This is a genomic window from Salinisphaera sp. G21_0, assembly GCF_017744115.1.
Classification (GTDB): Bacteria; Pseudomonadota; Gammaproteobacteria; order Pseudomonadales; family Endozoicomonadaceae; genus Endozoicomonas.
Window position 1 is genome coordinate 13,383 of the sequence record NZ_JAGHQW010000044.1, and the last position, 18,841, is coordinate 32,223.

Genomic DNA, 18,841 nt, shown 5'->3' on the forward strand with positions numbered 1-18,841 from the left:
ATCAGGCTGTAAGCAAATTTCATCAATTTGAAATTGAAACAGACCAAAATAATTGGTACCGGTGAACTTCTTTATGTTATCCAAGTCTAAAATTCATGCATATTAAAATAAATCAAAGTGAATGATCATGGATTCTACTTTTAACATAAGGGCGGCGGCCATTTCCGGTGCTGGCAGTATGGATTTTAAGGCTGCTCCTGTCACTTCACCATCAGGATGCACCATTATCAGTAGCCCTGTTAAGCAATTGCAATCAGCGCATGAACGCCCTGCATCAGATTCCTGTAACGCGGGTGAGTCCTTAGCTTCCAGGGCGATATCAGTGACAGTTGACTCATTCACCAACACTTTAAACATGACAGCACGAGTGCTTGGGTTGGTTTTCAGTGGCACCACTTCTGTTCTGAAGGTCGTTAGTTCACGCTCTCCTGAGCCTCTCGCTCAATTTTTTCATGACAATGGTGGATTGTGCGGAAAAATAGGTCAATACCTGGCTTTATTCCACCCACCACTTGAGTCACTTGAGAGTAAATTCAGTAGCGATTATTCCAACTATGTAGCTGCCATGGTAAAAACCGCCAGTGAGTATTCGGCAGGTAAGGTTGATCCGGAGGAAATAAAGAAGATTGTCGAACGCAATGTGGCTACTGCCCGGATGCACTCTGAAGGTGCCATGTTGGATCGATCAGGCACAGCCGATATCGACAGCGGCAGTGAGTTCATTGCCAACAAAGCAGTTTCAGCAGTACCTGTTCGGCATATTGAAACGCTTGGGCGCGGGACTATTTGCCAGATAGATCGTTTTACTATTGATGAACGGGATTATGCTGTTAAATCGTTCTCAGGAAAATCGTTAAAAAGCATTAACAGGGATGTTTCGATAATTACTGGCCTGCTTTCCACTATTCATAACATAGGCATTATTTCACAGTCGGAATTTAACGTTCTTTTCAGAGCAGCAAAGAGTTTTAGTTTGGAGTGCGACTTATCAAAAGAACTTGAATACACCAAAAAGGCGTCAGAGGCATTAAATAATCTGACAGAAGTCAAACAGTTTCATGTAGATACCGGCTCAGGTCATCAGGTGCCTGTTCAATTCAGGGTGCCTGAGGTAGCTGAAGAACTATCCAGCCCTGATGCCCTTGTAATGGAATATATTGATGGCTGCTCTATTGATCGTCAAAAAGCGTTAAGAGACCGACTCACTGCATGGCAGCCGGAATGGAAGAATGGTGAGAGGTTAAACGAAGCAGAGTTAAGTAACATTATCATCGGTATTTATAAACTTGTGCTATCCGTTTATTTGGAATCAGCCTGGAAATCCCGTTTTTTAAATACCGACTTCCAAGTAGGTAATTTTATGATGAAACTGGAGAGTGATTGCATCAGTATTTATAGCATCGATCACGCTAACAGTATCGCCAATGTAGATTTTCTGAGCTTAATAAATCAACATATTCATTGTGAACTTGTTACTGGAATGTTCCTGTTCTTTCATAACCGTGCTACCGGGAATGGTCAGGTAGAAGAGCAAAATATCCCTTGCTCAACGGATACAGCCATTGATGTTGATGTTCATGATCTGGTTTACACGCCATTATCTTTGCAACAACAGGAACGCTTAACAGAAGTAATTACATCTTACCGTATAAATTTTGGACAAGAGATCATCCCCCCCATTGAGGATTTACAACCCTCTCAGGGACAAGCGACCATTGGGGAAATTTGCAGGCAGCTTTATCATTGGTTAAAAGACAAAGGGCAACATTCTGATCGAGGGGCTTCAGTTCCATCAGAAGCCGTGTTTGTCAACATATTGCCACGATTCTTCATCCGACTTGCCGAGGAATATAAGGAGCAGGATATGACAACAAATACTGAATTCAAGTTGTTTAAAGTTGCCGCTGCTTTTGATAACTTCTGTCAAGGGATGGGTTTTCGGGTGAATCAGTGCGATCCTTTGTTAATTCGGGTTAAGGCGCAATTAGCTGCGTATCGTCATTACCTGGCACATCAACTGGAACATCAAGAGAGGCAATTGAATAATTCACTGAGCCAAAGCCAGTCTTTTTGAACTGGCTTGTTGAATCGGTGATTTATCCAAAGGAGAGTTTCAGTGAAATCAGAGTGGTGACAATTATCGTCGCTGTCGAACCGCCTCAAATAAACACACCCCGGTAGCAACCGACACATTGAGGCTACTGACAGAACCGGCCATTGGAATAAAAATCAGCGAGTCACACAGATCTCTGGTGAGGCGGCGCATCCCTTTACCTTCTGCGCCCATGACCAGAGCCAGAGCACCGGTTAAATCTGACTGATAAATATTGCCGGAACTCTCGCCTGCGGTACCAATCATCCAGATACCTCGCTCCTTGAGCCACTCCATACTCCGTGCCAGGTTGGTCACCTGAATCAGAGGTATATTGTCTGCTGCACCACAGGCCACTTTGGTTGCTGTGGCATTGAGACTGGCAGACTTATCCTTGGGCACAATAACCGCATGTACTCCCGCTGCATCGGCAGTCCGCAGGCAGGCACCCAGATTGTGAGGGTCAGTAACCCCATCCAGAATCAGGAGAAATGGTGGTTCATTCAGCCCATCAAGAATATCCTCCAGGTCTTCTTCCCGGTAAACCCGGGCGGCAGAGACTCTGGCCATAATACCCTGATGCACACCCTCCGCTTTGGCATCAAGACGGTTGCGCTCAACAAATCGGACGGAAACGCCCTGATCTCTGGCCTGGTCAACCAAGGCATTGATTCGCTTATCCGTACGACCTTTCTGGATCTGAAGCTCCAGTATTCTTTCGGGCGACCGTTCAAACAGGCTCTGCACCGCATGCAGGCCAAATACTACGTCATTGCTCATTGATTTCTCATTTGAAAGCCTTAACAGGCCATAAAAAGGGGGATTTTAGCAAAACTGGAAGGGCAGGAGTTATTGCTGATGTTTTAACACTGATATGTTAACGAAATCGGCCAGAATAAGCATGGCCTATGGGCTACTGGACTCATTTCCTGTCGTCCTCGCTACGGGGTCGCCTAGGAGGCTGACCGAGAATAGCGCCCGTCCAGGCGACCCCGTAGCGAGGATGGCAGAAAATTGAGGATAAAAAGTCGGAAATTTTTAGTGAATAGTGGTTCTATTTGCTAAAAATCTCCGACTTTTTAGACCAATTTGCTGCCACCGCAGTAGGGCAGCCTATTCTCGGTCAGCCTGAGCAGCCGAGCGAGCATGAGTCAAAATCGAAATAGCTCGGCCAAACATTTTAATCGTCGTTTTTTATAAAATAATTACCAACAGCCTCGACAGTAGACCCGATAGCAGACATGGTAGCAAGACCGACAGCCCCGGCAGCCCCCATACAAACACTGGTAGCAACACCTGCTGCAACACCTTTAGCAACACCGGTATCAACACCGCTGGTAGCCCTTTCACCCCCTACAGAAGCCCAGAACATCCCGATACCCATTCCAGCAAAGGCAGTAAAGGCAGGCCCGGCAACAAGCCCGGCACCAGCAACCCCAACAGCAGCAGACCCGGTAGCTCCGATAACAAACCCGGCAACAGCCGGGAGAGCAACCGGGGGAGCAAGTGTCAAAGTAGCCTGGCAAAGAAATTTAGTAGTTTTTTTCGAAATAGTTACTATACGATCCTGAAATGTGATGCTTTTTGTCTCATTGTCAGTTAATTGTTTTTCACAGGAGAGGCAGTTATTTTGGTTAGGACTTTTCACGCATTCCCGCATGCATGAACTACCAAAAAAACGTCCACATTTTGGATCGGTGTTTCTAAATTTTGTTGGACCATAGTCTATTTTGGGATTAACAGTGTCAACACTATCCATATCAAAACCCTCCGGTTTAATTTAATTTATGTTTATTACAGCTAGTAGATATTTATATTTGGTTTTAGTTCCCTATGAATACTTAGATTTTTAACTAATTCTGCCACTATGATGTTTTCCTTTCCCAGAAGGTGATAGTTGAATAAAAACTCTTATCAACCCGGAACAAAAAAGCCGCTGCGAACTGGCCTGATTTCAAAAGACATATCGATAAAGTAGTCAGGCTCCCGGAGTAACCCATGGAGGCAAGAAGCAATGACCGATAATCCCTGTGGTGCGAAGCTTATTGACTGATCTTCCGTTTACGGGGCTGTCTACCCGTTGGCTTTGAGGCTTTGGCTGAATCAGACTTCCGGGCGCTGCTTTTCTTCTTACCGGCAACCTTCTTTTTGCCGGAAGCGGTTGGCTTGCCCTTTTTACCCGTTGTTTTGGCCGATGTTCTGCCTTTCGGCTTACGACCGGATGGCTTACCGTCTTCGGCAGAGCCCTTAGCGGATGATTTTCTTCTTCCCTGCTTGCTAAGCGCTGACAGCAGTTCAAAGTCGATCTTCTTATCATCCAGCAGATCCACCTTACTGGCCATAGCCTCCAACTCATCTCCCAGACCAAAACGGCGACTTGTCCGCTCACCGCACATGCAATGATGTACATTGTCGTAAATGTTTAACAGGCGGCAAAACGGGGATTATAGCAAAAACGGGAGGGCAGGGATTATTGCTGATATTTAAACGACGGCTGCCGGAATAAGCATAATCTATGCGCTACTGAATTCATTTGCTAATAGTTTTTTTCGAAGTACTCATTAGCAGCCCCAACAGCAGCCCCCACAGCAGACCATACAGCTAAATTGAAAGAACCGACAGTCCCGAAAATAACACCGGTAGCAACACCGGTAGCAATACCGTTAGCAACACCGGTAGCCCTTCCAAACTCGGTCCCGGCAGACGCCCAGAAAGTCCCGACAGTAAGACCAGCCAAGGCAGTCGTGGCAGGCCCAGCAAGCCCGGCACCAGCAACCCCGGCAGCAGCAGCCCCAAAAACCCCGACGGCACCCCCGGCAGCAAACGAGGGAGCAACTGGGGAATTGTGCGTCAAAATAGCTGGGTTAAACATTTTAATAGTTTTTTTCGAAATGATAGACATACGTTCCTGCAATGAGATTTTTGTTATCTGTTTTATATCATCATCAGTAAATTGCTTTTGACAAACAGGACAGTTAATTTGGTTAGAACTTTCCAACCATTCCCTAATGCATGATCTACCAAAGGCATGACCGCATTTTAGATTGATGTTATCGCATTCTGCTGAGTCAAAACATATTGGGCATTTAAAACCGTCAACTTTGTTCATATCAAAACACTTCATTAATATTCTTATTAAGATATTTATTTTTGGTTTTAGTTCCCTATGAATACTTAGATTTTTAACTAATTCTGCCACCGCAGCAGGGCAGTCTATTCTCGGTCAGCCTCCTGGACGGACGCTTGAGTCCGGCAGGTTCCCAGGATGTTTTTCCTCTCCTGGAAGGTGATAGTTGAATATAGTTGAATAGTTGCCGCTTAAATTGACCTCAAAATCAGCAATAGACTGATCATCAACTCCAGCGACTCCCTTATTGGCCTTCACTTTCAGCCAGGCTTGATTGGTTTGCTCTCGCTCATCTCTGGATTTCACACCTGACGCAATCTTGTTGCGCCTTTTCTGTAACGCCCACCACCCTGACTCTTAATCAGTGCAGCTCACAGTGGTTTGATAGCTGCTTCCAGAAGCCGTCACCGGAGGGCCCACCTCCATGTCAATTGCAGTTGCGAGCAGACTGACTCTGCTCGCGTGGCAAACCAGCACCCGGCATGCGGGTTCGCACCGGGCGGTTCAGCGAAGATGGTGAAACCTGATCCATAAGTCTTTCAATGAAACAAGCCCAATTTTCGCGAAGTAACTGTTACTCAGTGCCTGTTCGCATAGGTTTTACTCAGGCGGTAATACCCTTTGCTGCTGGCTGCGATCTTGGCGGCGTTAATTTTATCAACGCCTAACCTGACCAGATTCTTGAAACGGGCTTTCGGCTTGCGCCATTGCTTGAGAAAACAGCAACGGATTCGCCGACATATCCATTGATCCAGCAGGGGAATTGGTCGGTAATATTCCGATAATCGGAAATCCCCCCCCAACCCCGGGTATATTGCGCCAGTTTGTGTAACCGATATTGCATTGAGACACCCCAGCGACGACTGGTCAACTTGAGTATCCTGTACTTGAATCGGTCCGGGCACTTCCGGGCCCAGCGAACTTTCTTCCCTGCGGAGTTAACCATTAAAGATCAGCAAATTGCATGATTTCATTTATTCATTAATCAATTTCGAAGTGTGGAATGCGCACTTCATTTATCATCTATCATGGTTTCCCGGAGAAAAGTCGGCCATTGTGATTGGTCCAGCTTAACCGATGGCTTCAGCGGTTCAATCAACTTCAGACTCCTGGCGATGTATTCATTTTTCTGTTTTTTTGGGAGAACTTCATCGGAATAAGAATTTACTTCCTTCTCAATCTCCCGGCAGTAATAACTATAAAATTCCTGGGGATTAGACAAATTACCGACAATCATTGGAATAATATACTGGCCAACAATGCCTGCTTCGGTTTCACTCAGAAACTCACGCCACGGGGCATGCGGAGACCTGTTCAATTGATACAGAATGTTTAACAAGTGATAATCGAATCGCCGTCTATCATATTCATTCGGATGTATCCTCCAATCTCGATTATGAGTATCAAGATCAACAAGGTTAAATGCAAGTTGGCCCAGGGCTTTTCTGGCACGTTTCAGATATTCGAGTGTATTTTTTATACTGACCACCGCTTCATTCTTCTGATAATCTTTTCTCATTCGCTTTTGATGTTTCAGTGAACAATTGGAAATAGAGTGTTCAAAACTTTCTTCCTGATCCTTTAAAAGCTGTGTTACCCTAAGGTATTCATTATTGAAGGATACTTTAATCTTTCTCACAACATCAGCAATGGCAATAATTAAATGGATATCCGCATTTTTTAACATGCTGGCTAGTACTGCATGATAAAGATCATGCTGCATAAACACGAGAATCCATCGAGCAGAAAAGTGGTCAGCCGTTTTCGGCAAGGGATGGCCAGGAAACGGAATAGCCATATCTCTGTATCCTTTCAGGCTGCCGATTCTAATATCTTCAGGTGAACTGACCCCGATCACTGGATTGATTTTATGGGCTTCTTCCTGGCAATAACTATCAATGAAAGCTTGTCGCAACGTGATGGACGGACATAACATCCAACCCGCACCGTAGCCGTAGCTAAGAAATAAAACGTGGAAGTCTACGGCTGACAAGGCTTTTTTCATCGTACGCTGCCCTTGGTCTTCGTCTTTAGAAATAGGGAATTCGCAGCTCCAGAAGCCTGCCTCAACCGCAGGTGCGTTTTTAAGCAAAAGCTGCATTTTCCGGATGATGGAATTTACATTATAAGAAGAAACGGGAAAAAACATCTGCGACCTTTTCAGTGAATACTCTATGACTTTCCATGCGTATTCATTAACTTCTCCATTATCATCAAACAACTTGTTATGCTCGATCTTAAATGAATCAATATCCTGTATACCCTCCAGGTAAACGCCCTGCAGGGTAACCAGAGTTGCAAATTCATTGCTGCTGATTTTCTTTTCCCGAAATGCACGGAGCGCTGCATAGGCAAAGGTCTCAGATTTTAAAAAACTGAGCTGCTCTGTGGTGATTTGTTCTGGTTTGCGGCAGCACTGGGCAATCTGTTCAAGCTGCGGTGTGGTAATTGCGTTTACCTTCTCCATGATCAATGAGTGTTGGTCTTTCTTAATTCTACGAACAGTTTCTTTAAACGTCTTTGCATGGTCATCAGTGCCTGGCAAAACCAAGGGGCTTAATGATGTTCCTTTAACGTCTCTGTCCTTCAAATCGGTTGAGGGAGTTGCTGAATATCTCTGATTGTCAGGTAACGCAACATCATCACTCGTGCTGCTGACAGATCTGAATAAGCCGGTAATGGTGCGCCAGATAGCACCAACGCAACTTGGCGCAGTATTTTCGGACCTTAAAGACGCCGGGTATCCGTTTGCCCTGGCAATACAGGAAGGGGTCATAATTCTAAATTCCATGTTATTTTTTTATTTGCTATTAGAATATTTGACCCGATAGACAACAAAAAGTTCCGGGCCATAAATCAGTGGATACGCCCCAAGTTAATAACTATTTAAAAGAGGCTTTAATTGATTGTGCGATCCATCAAAAAAGAGCAGTAAATGGCATAACTTCATTTATTCATTAAATACCCCTTTGCCTGAAATGGGCACTACACTTTTCATTGTTTCCCGAAGGAAAGTCGGCCATTGTGATTGATCCAGCTTAATCGATGGATTCAGCGGCTCAATCAACTTTTTACTTCTGCCTACGTATTTCTGTTTCTCTTCTTTTGAGAGATGATCTCTGGCACCAGAATTTATTTCCGAATCAATCGTGCGGCAGAAATGATTATACAACTCCAGGGGATTAGACAAATTACCGGAAATCATCGGAATAACGCACTGGCCGACAATGCCAGCATCGGTTTCACTCAGTAACTCACGCCACGATTTTCCCGCAGAGCTGTTCAATTGAAGCAGAATATTTGACAAGTGATGTCTGCATCGATCTTCATCATGATTATACGAACTTATAACCCACGTTGGTTTATGGGTATCAAGATCATCAAGGTTAAATGCAAGTTGGCCCAGGGCTTTTGTGGTACGTTCCAGATATTCGAGTGTATTTTTTATACTGAGCACCTCTTCGTCCTTCTGCCATTTTGTTCTCATTTGGCTTCGTTTTGCCCATGAGTAACTGGAAATAGAACGTTCAAAGTTTTCTTGCTGCTGGTCAGACAGCTGTTTCACCCTGATGTACTCATCATGGAAGGACGCTTTAATCTTTCTCACAACATCGGCCATGGCAATGATTAAATGGATATCCGCATTTTTTAACATGCTGGCTCGCACTGCATGATAAAAATCATGCTGCATAAACTCGAGAATCCATCGAGCAGCTATGTGATCAGCAGTTTTTGGCAAAGGGTGACCAGGAAACGGAATAGCCATGTCTCTGCATCCTTTCAGGCCGCCGGTTCTAATATCTTCAAGCGAACTGGTCCCGATCACTGGATTGACTTTATGGGCTTCTTCCTGACAAAAACTGTCAATGAAAGCCTGTCGCAACGTGATGGATGGGCATATCAGCCACCCAGACCACCAGTCGTCATCAAATAAAACTTTGAAGCTTCTGCTTGACAGGACTTTATACATCGTACGCTGCCTTTTGTCTTCATCTGAGAAATCCGGGCGCTTACAGCTCCAGAAACTTGCTTCAACCGGAGGTGCATTTTCAAACAAACGCTTCATTTTCTCGATGATGGAACTTACATCAAAAAAAGAACCGGAAAAAAACCATTCTGAGCTTTCTAGTGAAAGCGCTATGATCTCCCAGTTGACTTTATTAGCTTGTCCTTTTCCGTCAAACAGATTGTGATGCACAATTTCAAATGAATCTATATTCTGGATACCTTCCAGGTAAACGCCCTGCAGGGTAACCAGTGTTGCAAATTCATTGCTGCTGATTTTCTTTTCCCGAAATGCACGGAGCACTGCATAGGCAAAGGTATCAGTTTGAAAAAAGCTGAGGTGTTCTTTAGTGATTTGTTCTGGTTTGCTACAACATTGGGCAATTTGTTTGAGATGCTCTTCGGTAATGGTATTAACCTTTTCCATGATCAACGATTGCTGGTCTGTCTCAATTCTACGAACAACTTCTTTAAAGGTCTTTGCATGTTCATCAGTGCCTGGCAAATCCAGGGGGCTTGAAGATGTTCTTTTGACGTCTCTGACCTTCAAATCCGTTGAGGGAGTTGCTGAGTATCTCTGGCTGTCAGTCAACACAGCATCAGCACTCGAACTGCTAAGACATCTGAATGAGCCGGTAATGGTGCGCCAGATAGCACTAACGCGACTTGGCGCAGTATTTTCGGACCTTGAAGACGCCGGGTATCCGCTTGCCCCGGCAATATAAGAAGGGGTCATAATACTAACCTCCCTGTTAATTTTTTTTCGTCAAGCATTATAAGTTAGACCCGGTAAAGAATAAAAAGTTCCGGGCCATAAGCCACAGAAGTTACTCTTCGCTGTTTCTGGCGCTCCCGGGTCAACCGATTATTTTTCAATAGTTTCCAGAGTTACAGTGTAAGCGTCCAAGCAGGGGGCAGACTCCCCCTACTTGTCGAGATCGGCTTTTAATGGATTGGCCCCGAATTTCTCTTTCCAGAGTCGCGGTATCAATTCCCTGATATCACGGGCCGGGTGGAGGCTGATGCGTTGAAGCACATCAACCAGGTATTTGTAGGGATCAATGCCCGCCAGGAGGCAGCTGGTGATCAGCGCCTGGAACACGGCAACATTGTCTGCGCCTTCTTCTGTCCAGCAGAACATCCAGTTCTTTCTTCCCATCGGGATGCAACGAAGGCCACGTTCAAGATGATTGGTGTCTATCGCTACCGTTGGATCGTTCAGGTAAACCTGAAGCTCTTTTTCCCGCTTGTGAACATAGCCCAGTGCCTTGCTCAGAGGGTTGTCGGGAACCAGGTCAAGCCGTCTCAGCTGTTCCCGGTTCCACTCAAAGAACTGGTCAACCAAGGGTTTGGCTTTTTGTTGGCGATAATCACGCAGTGTATCGCCTTCCAGCCCCTGACGACGGATGTCATCTTCAACCTTGTACAGTGCGCCGATCTGTTTCAGGGCTTCTTTGGTCGCTTCGGGTTCCGCTTTTTCTTACTTGACAAAATAACGTCGGCTGTGTGTCCAGCACTCGGCATGAGTGATCTTTGGGTATTTCGAGCAAAGGCTATTTCTTCGTGGTCGCCATAAAAGCACCAGAAGTAGCCTTTTTCCATTTTACCCTTGCATTTCAGCCCGGCTTTTGACGGTGTTTCATCCAGTGCCAGGGTGTGACTTTCAAGGCAGCTATTCAGTACTTCATGGGCGACAGGTTGTAACAACTGTCCAGCACGCTGCTCCAGATTGGTCAGCGCAATGTGAAGGTGGACAGGCAGATATTGCGGGAAAGGCAAAAAGCTTTCTGGCTGACGCCGCTTTCCCGCTGTTGATCGATGAGGGCTTGCCACTGTTGAGCAGTGCGGCGGTTAGGTTGTTTTTGATTCACGGCTCGCTCCTGTTTTTGAAACAGGGGTTAGCGTGGCAGGCAGGTGATGGGTTTTGAAGACGTCCTTAAATAAGCGCTTACGTTGAATAAAGTGAAAGGCTCTCGGAGTAACCCATGGAGCCAGGAAGCAATGATTGATAATCCCTGTGGTGCGAAGCTTATTGACTGATCTTCCGTTTACGAGGCTGTCTACCCGTTGGCTTTGAGGCTTTGGCAGAATCAGACTTCCGGGCGCTGCTGGTTTTCTTCTTACCAGCAACCTTTTTTTTACCGGAAGCGGTTGGCTTACCCTTTTTAGCCGTTGTTTTGGTCGATTTCCTGCCTTTCGACTTACGACCGGATGGCTTGCCGTCTTCGGAAGAGCCTTTAGCGGATGAAGAGCCTTTAGCGGATGAAGAGCCCTTAGCGGATGAAGAGCCTTTAGCGGATGAAGAGCCCTTAGCGGATGAAGAGCCTTTTCCTTTTTTTGCCGCCTCTTCCGCAGCCCTGGCTTCTCTGAGCAGTTTTGCCTTGGCTGCTGCCGATTTAAATCGACTGCCAAGCGCGGCGCTTCCGGATGAGCGGGATTTTTTAGCAGAACCGGATTTACCGGAGGATTTTCTTCTTCCCGGCTTGCTAAGTGTTGACAGCAGTTCAAAGTCGATCTTCTTATCATCCAGATCCACCTTACTGACCATCACCTCCAGTTCATCGCCCAGGCCAAACCGGCGGCCTGTCCGCTCACCGCGCATGCAGTGATGGACGTTGTCGTAAATGTAATAGTCATCCGGCAGGCTGGTCACATGAACCAATCCCTCGACATAGACATCTTTCAACTCAACAAACAACCCGAATCCGGTCACTGAAGAGACAATACCGCTGAAGGTCTGACCAATATGCTGCTGCATATAGTCGCACTTCAGCCAGTCCATGGCATCGCGGGTTGCCAGATCAGCCCGCCGCTCTGTGGTGGAACAGTGCTCTCCCAGTGCCTGAATATCGCCGGCGTTATAGGGGTAGATGCGCTTTTCAGGTATGGGGCTGGCCCCCACACGAACCACATGCCGGGAGGGACTCTCTGAGCGGATAATATGACGAATCGCCCTGTGCACCAGCAGGTCAGGGTAACGCCGGATGGGCGAGGTAAAGTGTGCATAAGCCTTGAAGGCCAGGCCAAAATGCCCCTGATTATCACCACTGTAGACCGCCTGACTCATTGAGCGCAGTACCACGGTCTGAATCACATGGTAATCAGGACGATCTTTTACCGTAAGCAACAATGCCTGAATATCACGGGGGGTGATTTTTCCTGAGGGGAGTGCCAGACCCAGACTGCCAAGAAAACTGTTCAGGTTAAGCTTCTTCTCCAGCGTCGGCCCTTCGTGTACACGGTAAAGCCCCGGGAGGTTGTGCTTTTCCAGGAACTTTGCCGCACACACATTGGCACACAGCATACACTCTTCAATCAACTTATGGGCGTCATTACGCTCCCTGGGCACAATCTGCTCAATCTTGCGGTGGCGACCAAAAATAATCTGGGTCTCCACCGTATCAAAATCAATCGTGCCACGCTCTGCCCGTACGGATACCAATGTCTTGTAGAGCGAGTACAGATGCTCAAGGTGTGGCACTAATGGCTGGTACTGCTTCCGTAGCTCCCGCCCCTCATCACTGAGGGACAACATATCCCAGACTTTGGTATACGTCAGCCGGGCATGGGAGCGGATAACACCCTCATAGAATTTGTAGCCGGAAATCTTGCCTTTGCCACTGATGGTCATTTCACAGACCATTGCCAGTCGATCTACTTCGGGGTTCAGGGAGCACAAACCATTGGACAGCACCTCTGGCAACATGGGAATCACATGCCCCGGGAAGTAAACTGAGGTCCCCCGGTTAACCGCTTCCTTATCCAGGGCCGAGCCTGGTTTCACATAGTGGGAAACATCGGCAATCGCAACAAACAGTCGCCAGCCGCCGCCTTTTTTTGACTCACAATAAACCGCATCATCAAAATCACGGGCATCTTCACCGTCAATAGTGACAAACGGCGTTGCCCGTAAATCGACCCGGCAATCTTTGTCCGACTCTGCGACCTCAGTGGTAAAACCCTTGCACTGTTTTTCCACCGCTTCCGGCCAGTCATGGGGAATATTATGGGTGCGAACAGCAACCTCGACCTCCATACCGGCATCGGCTCTGCCACCGAGAATTTCCTTAACAATGCCCATAGGCATGTTGCGACGGCCGGGCTGCCGGGTAATTTCCAGCAGAATGTATTGTCCCTCCGTGGGCATCAGCGGGCCCGGCTGAACAATAATCTCCCGGCTGATACGGGGGTTTTCAGGCACCATAAAGGCCGCACCAGACTCGGTATAGTAGCGACCGACAACCTGTGTCGTATTTCTCTCAATCACCTCAACCAGCTGACCTTCCCTGCGGCCACGATGATCGACACCAGATTCACGCACAACCGCACGGTCACCATCAAACAGCTGGCGCATCTCACGGGGGGAAAGGTAGAGATCTTCACCACCACCATCCGGCATTAAAAAGCCAAATCCCTCTTTATTGCCCTGAACAACCCCTTTAATAAGATTCAGCTTACTGATCAGGGCAAAGGCATTCTTGCGATTTTGCAGCAGCTGACCATCGCGGATCATCGCCTTAAGGCGGAACATCAGCGCTTCCTGCTGTTCTTCGTCGTTTATACCCAGTGCACGACATAACGCCCGATGGCTGACCGGAGCCCCTCGCTGCTCAAGGTATTCCATAATGTACAGACGACTGGGGATCGGGTTTTCATAGCGCTCTGCTTCGAGAGATGCCTGACTATCCTGGCTTTTCCACCCTTTTGACATGGGCTTATTGCACCTCTTTTATGGCGTATGGCAGCCCGGGGCTGCCTGGTGAAAATGAAAATCTACTATCATGATATCTTTCTTCAAAGGCCATGGAGGGGGGAGAAGTCAACATTGAATCCATTCTGTATTAGTACATGCATCAGACTATTAATGCAAAGGGAGAAAGTGAAAAGAGAGCATAACAAAAGAATAGCCGATCTCAGTGTTATGCCAAAACAACCGGCGGCAACAGTGAATGCAAGCCGGATCCCTGAAGGCAAATCATATTTCCCCCGGACAGATAAACAGAAAAACGGCTTGAGACCGGGAACTTATTGACCGGCAGGTAAGTCCAATTTGTTAATTACCGGAACTCCGGGGTTTACAAGCACCAATCCCGAAACATCATAAATTCAACGAAGTCAGAAGCATGATACACAGTAGCAGCCCTGCCCCCTCCCCCATCCGGACTGGCAATCAATCGTCAAATGCCACTGATGCACCACCGTATCAAGCAACCCGGCGGACTTTTCGTCAGAGGCTCACCCTCCGTTGCCATCAAGCCATTAACTTGATTTCTCTGAAATTCAAGAGTCGAGAAGCGATATTGTTAAGGGCTGCGGCAACCGGTGATGTGCCACTGATCAGACGCCTTGTTCGCCACCACCATATAGTTTCCAGTAATACTGTTGGGGTTGGGGTAGAGCTGGAAGATGCGGCAGCCAAAGCGGCGGCACACGGCAAGGCAGAAGCACTGGAATTATTGCTTGAGTTTGGGGCCTTTCCGAATAATGCCTTAGCGGGTGAAAATTTGCTGATCCCCCCAAAAAGAATGTTTGATGAGCGGGGAGGCCATCGCCAGCATCATGTTACAGAAAAACTGACACCAGAAATAGTTAGAATATTGCTTAATAATGTTCATATTTTCCCTGAAGTCACCATCAGGCTTGGGGATACCGAGGGCCATTATCTTCATTTTACTCCAAAGGAATTAATAAACAGCAACCCTGGCAATAAGAACAGGGAAGAAATCTGTAAAATGCTTGTCAGTCACGATCAGGTCGATGTGAACACGGAGATATCTTTTTACCAAACGGGTGCGTTCGCTCTATCCAGCAAAGTAAATCAGAGTTTTTATCAACATCCACGAAGCACTTTCGTACACGTAAATTTTCTTGGCCAGACCCTGATGTTTGATAACTTCGGCCTGGCTGAGCATCTGCTTACAGACCAGACTCTGGACCCCGGCTTACCTATCGGCACTGGAGCCGCTGAAAACCTGCTGATTATTTTTATGGACAAATACTCTAAAGGATGTTTTCACAAATTAAACCAGCGTTTTGATATTTTACTCAACGCTCTGAGGGACAAAATTGCCAACTCTAATGCCTTTCGCAACCAAGTTTTGGCAAGTGAAAACAAGCTGTTCAAACAACAATTTCTCACACTGTTTGCTATCAGGCACCAGGACAGGTATGACCTATCACCTGCTGATTTTCAACATCTTAACTGCGATCAACTAAACGATAAAATCCTGGACTTATTTTTGAACATATCTTACGAAGCTCCGCCCGATTATCACCGTCTTTATCCAAATCCACTACCGGGTTATGACTCTTAAAAACGTTAAGCCTGATGCTTGATTTATTCAGCAATGGCTGAAATCCGGTAGATTTTTGTAAGGTTTGAGAGTCTTTTTGAGCAGTTACACTCCACTCATTTTTGAACAGCTGCACTATTTTGACGATCTGCCAGTCGCTTCGAGTCATCTCTAATGAGACCCGGTGCCAGCCCCAAAACCAGGATTTTTTTTGCAGTTAACGATCAGAACTTTATGTGTTTCAGCTTCACCAATTAAATCAAGCCACTTTGAGATAATGATTACTGTGTTTTGCTGAATTAACAGCCAAAGCAAAGTTCATTGATCAATTAGACAAGGTTAACCCGGAAAGGTTCACTGAAATACCGTTTTGGAGCGGGCTTCCAGCAGTGCAGAAGTTCAAGTCAAAACCACAACTACTGCCAATATTTTACCTAAGAGCCGATTTATCCAATGATAAACCGGCGATTTTTTCACAGAGGCCAATCCTGATGATCAGGCAAACGGCTGACGCAGAACGATAGTTTCTACACGGTCCGGTCCGGTGGAAATAATATCAATCGGTGCACCGGTTACTTCTTCAAGACGCTTGATATAAGCCAGCGCATTGGCAGGCAGCTCATCAAGGCTCTTCACACCAAACGTTGACTCACTCCAGCCCGCCATCTCTTCATAGACAGGCTGAACCGACTCGTACTCTTCAACATCAACAGGCGTGGTAATGGACTCACCATCAGCGTTCTTGTAATCCACGCAAATGTGGATTGTTTCCAGACCGTCAAGCACATCCAGTTTGGTCAGGCAGAGGCCACTGACCGAGTTGATCTGAATAGACTGTCTCAGAGCTACGGCATCAAACCAGCCACAACGGCGTGGACGACCGGTCGTAGCACCAAACTCATTACCGACTTTGGCCAGATGGCGGCCATTTTCGTCATCCAACTCTGTCGGGAAGGGACCTGAACCCACACGGGTGGTGTAAGCCTTGGTAATACCCAGTACATAATCCAGGTACAGCGGACCAAAACCAGTTCCCGTAGAGGTACCACCTGCGGTGGTGTTGGATGACGTGACAAACGGGTATGTGCCGTGGTCGATATCCAGCAGAGAACCCTGGGCACCTTCAAACAGAATGTGGTCACCACGCCCATGGTGCTCATGCAGACGGTCTGATACACGATCAATCATCGGAATCAGTTCCCTGGCCATGGCCAGTGTGTCATCCAGAACAGTCTGGTAATCTACGGCTTCTGTCTTGTAGTAGTTCTGCAGGGCAAAGTTGTGATAATCCATCACTTCTTTCAGCTTTCTGGCAAAACGTTCAGGGTGCAGCAGATCAGCAACACGTAAACCTCGGCGAGCTACCTTGTCTTCATAGGCAGGACCGATACCACGACCCGTCGTACCGATTTTGGCTTCGCCACGGGCCAGCTCACGGGCCTGATCCAGCGCCACATGGTAAGGCAGAATCAGAGGACAGGCGGGACTGAGCTTCAGGCGCTCACGCACAGGAACACCGGTTTCTTCCAACTGCTTCATCTCTTTCAGCAACGCTTCAGGAGAGAGCACAACACCGTTACCGATGTAACAAACCACATCTTCCCGCAGGATTCCGGATGGAATCAGGTGCAGAACGGTTTTCTCACCATTAATAACAAGGGTGTGTCCGGCATTATGGCCGCCCTGGAAGCGAACAACAGCTTCCGCCTGCTCGGTCAGCAGGTCGACAATCTTGCCTTTACCTTCATCACCCCACTGGGTGCCAAGTACGACAACAGTCTTACCCATGGAATCGGTCTCTTAGTTTCAATGCAATTTATAACGGTTCAACCAACCATTCGCCGTCACGGCAGATCAGCTGATGGTTGCACCCCATGCCCGCTGCTTCTGTCGCTTGCCCGGGCAGCTGGCGAACTACCCGTTCCCCCTGCCGACGCAGGGACTGCACCAAGGCAGCATCTGCATCAACAGGCGCAAAAATGGTCTTGCCTTCGGTACAGTCATCTGTACTTTCTGTTTTCAGTTCCAGCAACGCCTTAAGCTCCATAAGCGTCTTGAGGTCAGTGCTGAAACCGGTCGCAGGGCGTGATCGGCCGAAGACTTCACCGATCCCATCATAGCGCCCGCCTTTGGCGATTGCCTGCCCCTGACCGGGCAGATAAGCCGCAAAAACGACACCTGTATGATAGTTGTAGCCCCTGAGTTCGCCCAGGTCGAAATAGAAGTCAGCACCCGGATAGAGACTGGTAATCTCTCTGGCAATCAACCCGAGTTCATCCAGAGCAGTGGCGACGCCCTCAGGACCATCAGCCAGCTCACCCCTGGCCCGTTCCAGTATTTCCGGACCACCGGCCAGATTGGGCAGGCTTTTCAGCATTCGGGCAGACCCTGCACTGATATCCCACTGATTGACCAGCTGTTCAACCTCAGAGATCGCCTTGCGCTGCAAGGCATCAAAAAGCGCCAGCTCCTGATCACCGGATAGTCCGGCCTGAGATGCCAGCAAACGGTAAATCTGCACATGCCCAAGATCCAGACTGACTGAGTCGGCCTCCACCTGAGCCAGGGTTTCCAGCATCAGGGAAATCACTTCCAGGTCACTTGCAACGCCAGAGTGACCATACAGCTCTGCACCGATCTGGATGGGTGACCTTGAAGCCCCGAGGGAAGCGGGGCGGGTATGAAAGACACTGCCTGAATAACAAAGTCTTACCGGCCCATCCACTTTCAGGGTATGGGCATCAATTCTGGCTACCGCCGGTGTTGTATCTGCCCTTAATCCCATGGTTCTACCGGTCAGCTGATCGGTTACCTTGAAGGTTTGCAGATCCAGGTCATGACCGACACCTGCCGTCAGTGACTCAATAAATTCCAGATGGGGAGGAATCACCAGTTGGTAACCCCAGAGGTCAAACAGGTCGAGTATGTCGCGCCTTAACTTTTCAGCACAACGGGCCCTGCCGGGCAGAATTTCCTCAATTCCATCGGGCAGCAGCCAGCGATCAGCGACGGTCATAACAGCCTCTCTTATTGTTACTGTGGAAGTTTTTTCTTCGCTACCTGCCCACACCCGGTGCTTGGCAAGTGTCCAGAGCGAAGTGGCTAACTATTGATCAGATACAGTAAAGCCACACCCACCAGCATGCTGATCAGACCGGCCATTCTAAGTTGCCGGTCAGCAATGTCAGCCAGCCGACGCACTAACTGTCGCCAACGCTGAGGGTAAAGAAATGGCACAACGCCCTCAAGCACCAGCATCAGGCTGAAAGCAATCAACAACTGCTGCGCAAAGTCCATTGTCCATTCTCCGCTGTTTAGATCCCG

17 protein-coding genes are annotated in these 18,841 nt (G+C 47.6%); 2 read left to right on the forward strand and 15 right to left on the reverse strand.

Translation table 11 applies throughout. The features are described from left to right. The first annotated feature begins 127 nt into the window (after positions 1-127). A complete protein-coding gene (locus J7439_RS18490) occupies positions 128-2,074 on the forward strand; it encodes an AarF/UbiB family protein (RefSeq protein ID WP_209203433.1) in 1,947 nt (648 codons plus the stop codon). A 63-nt stretch (positions 2,075-2,137) separates the two neighbouring features. Here the strand turns inward: J7439_RS18490 and rlmB are convergent, their stop codons facing one another. The 12 genes from rlmB to rnr all read right to left on the reverse strand — a co-directional run bounded on the left by rlmB (position 2,138) and on the right by rnr (position 13,935). Continuing rightward, a complete protein-coding gene (gene rlmB / locus J7439_RS18495; RefSeq protein WP_209203434.1) occupies positions 2,138-2,872 on the reverse strand; it encodes a 23S rRNA (guanosine(2251)-2'-O)-methyltransferase RlmB in 735 nt (244 codons plus the stop codon). A gap of 400 nt (positions 2,873-3,272) precedes the next feature. Next, positions 3,273-3,851: a hypothetical protein gene (locus J7439_RS18500; RefSeq protein WP_209203435.1), complete on the reverse strand. Its 579-nt coding sequence runs from the start codon at positions 3,849-3,851 to the stop codon at positions 3,273-3,275. Between the two features lie 283 nt (positions 3,852-4,134). Further along, positions 4,135-4,488, reverse strand: coding sequence for a hypothetical protein (locus tag J7439_RS18505; RefSeq protein WP_209203436.1), 354 nt, complete (start codon positions 4,486-4,488; stop codon positions 4,135-4,137). Positions 4,489-4,628: 140 nt separating this feature from the next. Further along, positions 4,629-5,291, reverse strand: a complete 663-nt coding sequence (locus J7439_RS18510; RefSeq protein WP_209203437.1) for an RING finger domain-containing protein — start codon at positions 5,289-5,291, stop codon at positions 4,629-4,631. A 24-nt stretch (positions 5,292-5,315) separates the two neighbouring features. Next, the gene (locus J7439_RS18515) at positions 5,316-5,525 is read right to left on the reverse strand and encodes a hypothetical protein (RefSeq protein WP_209203438.1); all 210 of its coding nucleotides are present in this window, start codon (positions 5,523-5,525) and stop codon (positions 5,316-5,318) included. 358 nt (positions 5,526-5,883) lie between these two features. After that, the gene (locus J7439_RS18520; protein WP_209203439.1) at positions 5,884-6,165 is read right to left on the reverse strand and encodes a hypothetical protein; all 282 of its coding nucleotides are present in this window, start codon (positions 6,163-6,165) and stop codon (positions 5,884-5,886) included. A 66-nt stretch (positions 6,166-6,231) separates the two neighbouring features. Continuing rightward, complete coding sequence (locus tag J7439_RS18525) at positions 6,232-7,995, reverse strand: hypothetical protein (protein WP_209203440.1); 1,764 nt, start codon at positions 7,993-7,995, stop codon at positions 6,232-6,234. Positions 7,996-8,169: 174 nt separating this feature from the next. After that, positions 8,170-9,960 carry a hypothetical protein gene (locus J7439_RS18530; protein WP_209203441.1) on the reverse strand — a complete coding sequence of 597 codons (1,791 nt, stop codon included), beginning with the start codon at positions 9,958-9,960 and terminating at the stop codon, positions 8,170-8,172. 189 nt (positions 9,961-10,149) lie between these two features. Then, positions 10,150-10,671 carry an IS66 family transposase gene (locus tag J7439_RS18535; protein ID WP_353623084.1) on the reverse strand — a complete coding sequence of 174 codons (522 nt, stop codon included), beginning with the start codon at positions 10,669-10,671 and terminating at the stop codon, positions 10,150-10,152. Then, the gene (locus J7439_RS18540) at positions 10,668-11,003 is read right to left on the reverse strand and encodes an IS66 family transposase (protein ID WP_209203443.1); all 336 of its coding nucleotides are present in this window, start codon (positions 11,001-11,003) and stop codon (positions 10,668-10,670) included. Before J7439_RS18540 ends, J7439_RS18535 begins: the two co-directional genes overlap by 4 nt. Beyond that, positions 10,958-11,095 (reverse strand): IS66 family insertion sequence element accessory protein TnpA, encoded by a 138-nt coding sequence (gene tnpA / locus J7439_RS27540; protein WP_209277876.1) that lies wholly within the window; start codon positions 11,093-11,095, stop codon positions 10,958-10,960. Before tnpA ends, J7439_RS18540 begins: the two co-directional genes overlap by 46 nt. A gap of 158 nt (positions 11,096-11,253) precedes the next feature. After that, positions 11,254-13,935 carry a ribonuclease R gene (rnr, locus tag J7439_RS18545; RefSeq protein WP_209203444.1) on the reverse strand — a complete coding sequence of 894 codons (2,682 nt, stop codon included), beginning with the start codon at positions 13,933-13,935 and terminating at the stop codon, positions 11,254-11,256. A gap of 553 nt (positions 13,936-14,488) precedes the next feature. Between rnr and J7439_RS18550 the strand changes: the two genes are divergently transcribed. Next, the gene (locus tag J7439_RS18550) at positions 14,489-15,538 is read left to right on the forward strand and encodes a hypothetical protein (RefSeq protein WP_209203445.1); all 1,050 of its coding nucleotides are present in this window, start codon (positions 14,489-14,491) and stop codon (positions 15,536-15,538) included. Positions 15,539-16,012: 474 nt separating this feature from the next. Here J7439_RS18550 and J7439_RS18555 read toward each other — a convergent pair whose 3' ends face one another. The 3 genes from J7439_RS18555 to J7439_RS18565 all read right to left on the reverse strand — a co-directional run bounded on the left by J7439_RS18555 (position 16,013) and on the right by J7439_RS18565 (position 18,814). Then, a complete protein-coding gene (locus tag J7439_RS18555) occupies positions 16,013-17,305 on the reverse strand; it encodes an adenylosuccinate synthase (protein ID WP_209203446.1) in 1,293 nt (430 codons plus the stop codon). 28 nt (positions 17,306-17,333) lie between these two features. Next, entirely contained in the window at positions 17,334-18,533 is a 1,200-nt protein-coding gene (locus tag J7439_RS18560; protein ID WP_209203447.1) for an ATP phosphoribosyltransferase regulatory subunit, read from the reverse strand. Positions 18,534-18,619: 86 nt separating this feature from the next. After that, entirely contained in the window at positions 18,620-18,814 is a 195-nt protein-coding gene (locus tag J7439_RS18565) for a DUF2065 domain-containing protein (RefSeq protein WP_209203448.1), read from the reverse strand. Positions 18,815-18,841: the final 27 nt, after the last annotated feature.

Coding starts and splice junctions, on each gene's coding strand:
- J7439_RS18490 (WP_209203433.1), top strand. CDS start 128: ATGGATTCTACTTTTAACATAAGGGCGGCGGCCATTTCCGGTGCTGGC.
- rlmB (WP_209203434.1), bottom strand. CDS start 2,872: ATGAGCAATGACGTAGTATTTGGCCTGCATGCGGTGCAGAGCCTGTTT.
- J7439_RS18500 (WP_209203435.1), bottom strand. CDS start 3,851: ATGGATAGTGTTGACACTGTTAATCCCAAAATAGACTATGGTCCAACA.
- J7439_RS18505 (WP_209203436.1), bottom strand. CDS start 4,488: ATGTGCGGTGAGCGGACAAGTCGCCGTTTTGGTCTGGGAGATGAGTTG.
- J7439_RS18520 (WP_209203439.1), bottom strand. CDS start 6,165: ATGGTTAACTCCGCAGGGAAGAAAGTTCGCTGGGCCCGGAAGTGCCCG.
- J7439_RS18525 (WP_209203440.1), bottom strand. CDS start 7,995: ATGACCCCTTCCTGTATTGCCAGGGCAAACGGATACCCGGCGTCTTTA.
- J7439_RS18530 (WP_209203441.1), bottom strand. CDS start 9,960: ATGACCCCTTCTTATATTGCCGGGGCAAGCGGATACCCGGCGTCTTCA.
- rnr (WP_209203444.1), bottom strand. CDS start 13,935: ATGTCAAAAGGGTGGAAAAGCCAGGATAGTCAGGCATCTCTCGAAGCA.
- J7439_RS18555 (WP_209203446.1), bottom strand. CDS start 17,305: ATGGGTAAGACTGTTGTCGTACTTGGCACCCAGTGGGGTGATGAAGGT.
- J7439_RS18560 (WP_209203447.1), bottom strand. CDS start 18,533: ATGACCGTCGCTGATCGCTGGCTGCTGCCCGATGGAATTGAGGAAATT.
- J7439_RS18565 (WP_209203448.1), bottom strand. CDS start 18,814: ATGGACTTTGCGCAGCAGTTGTTGATTGCTTTCAGCCTGATGCTGGTG.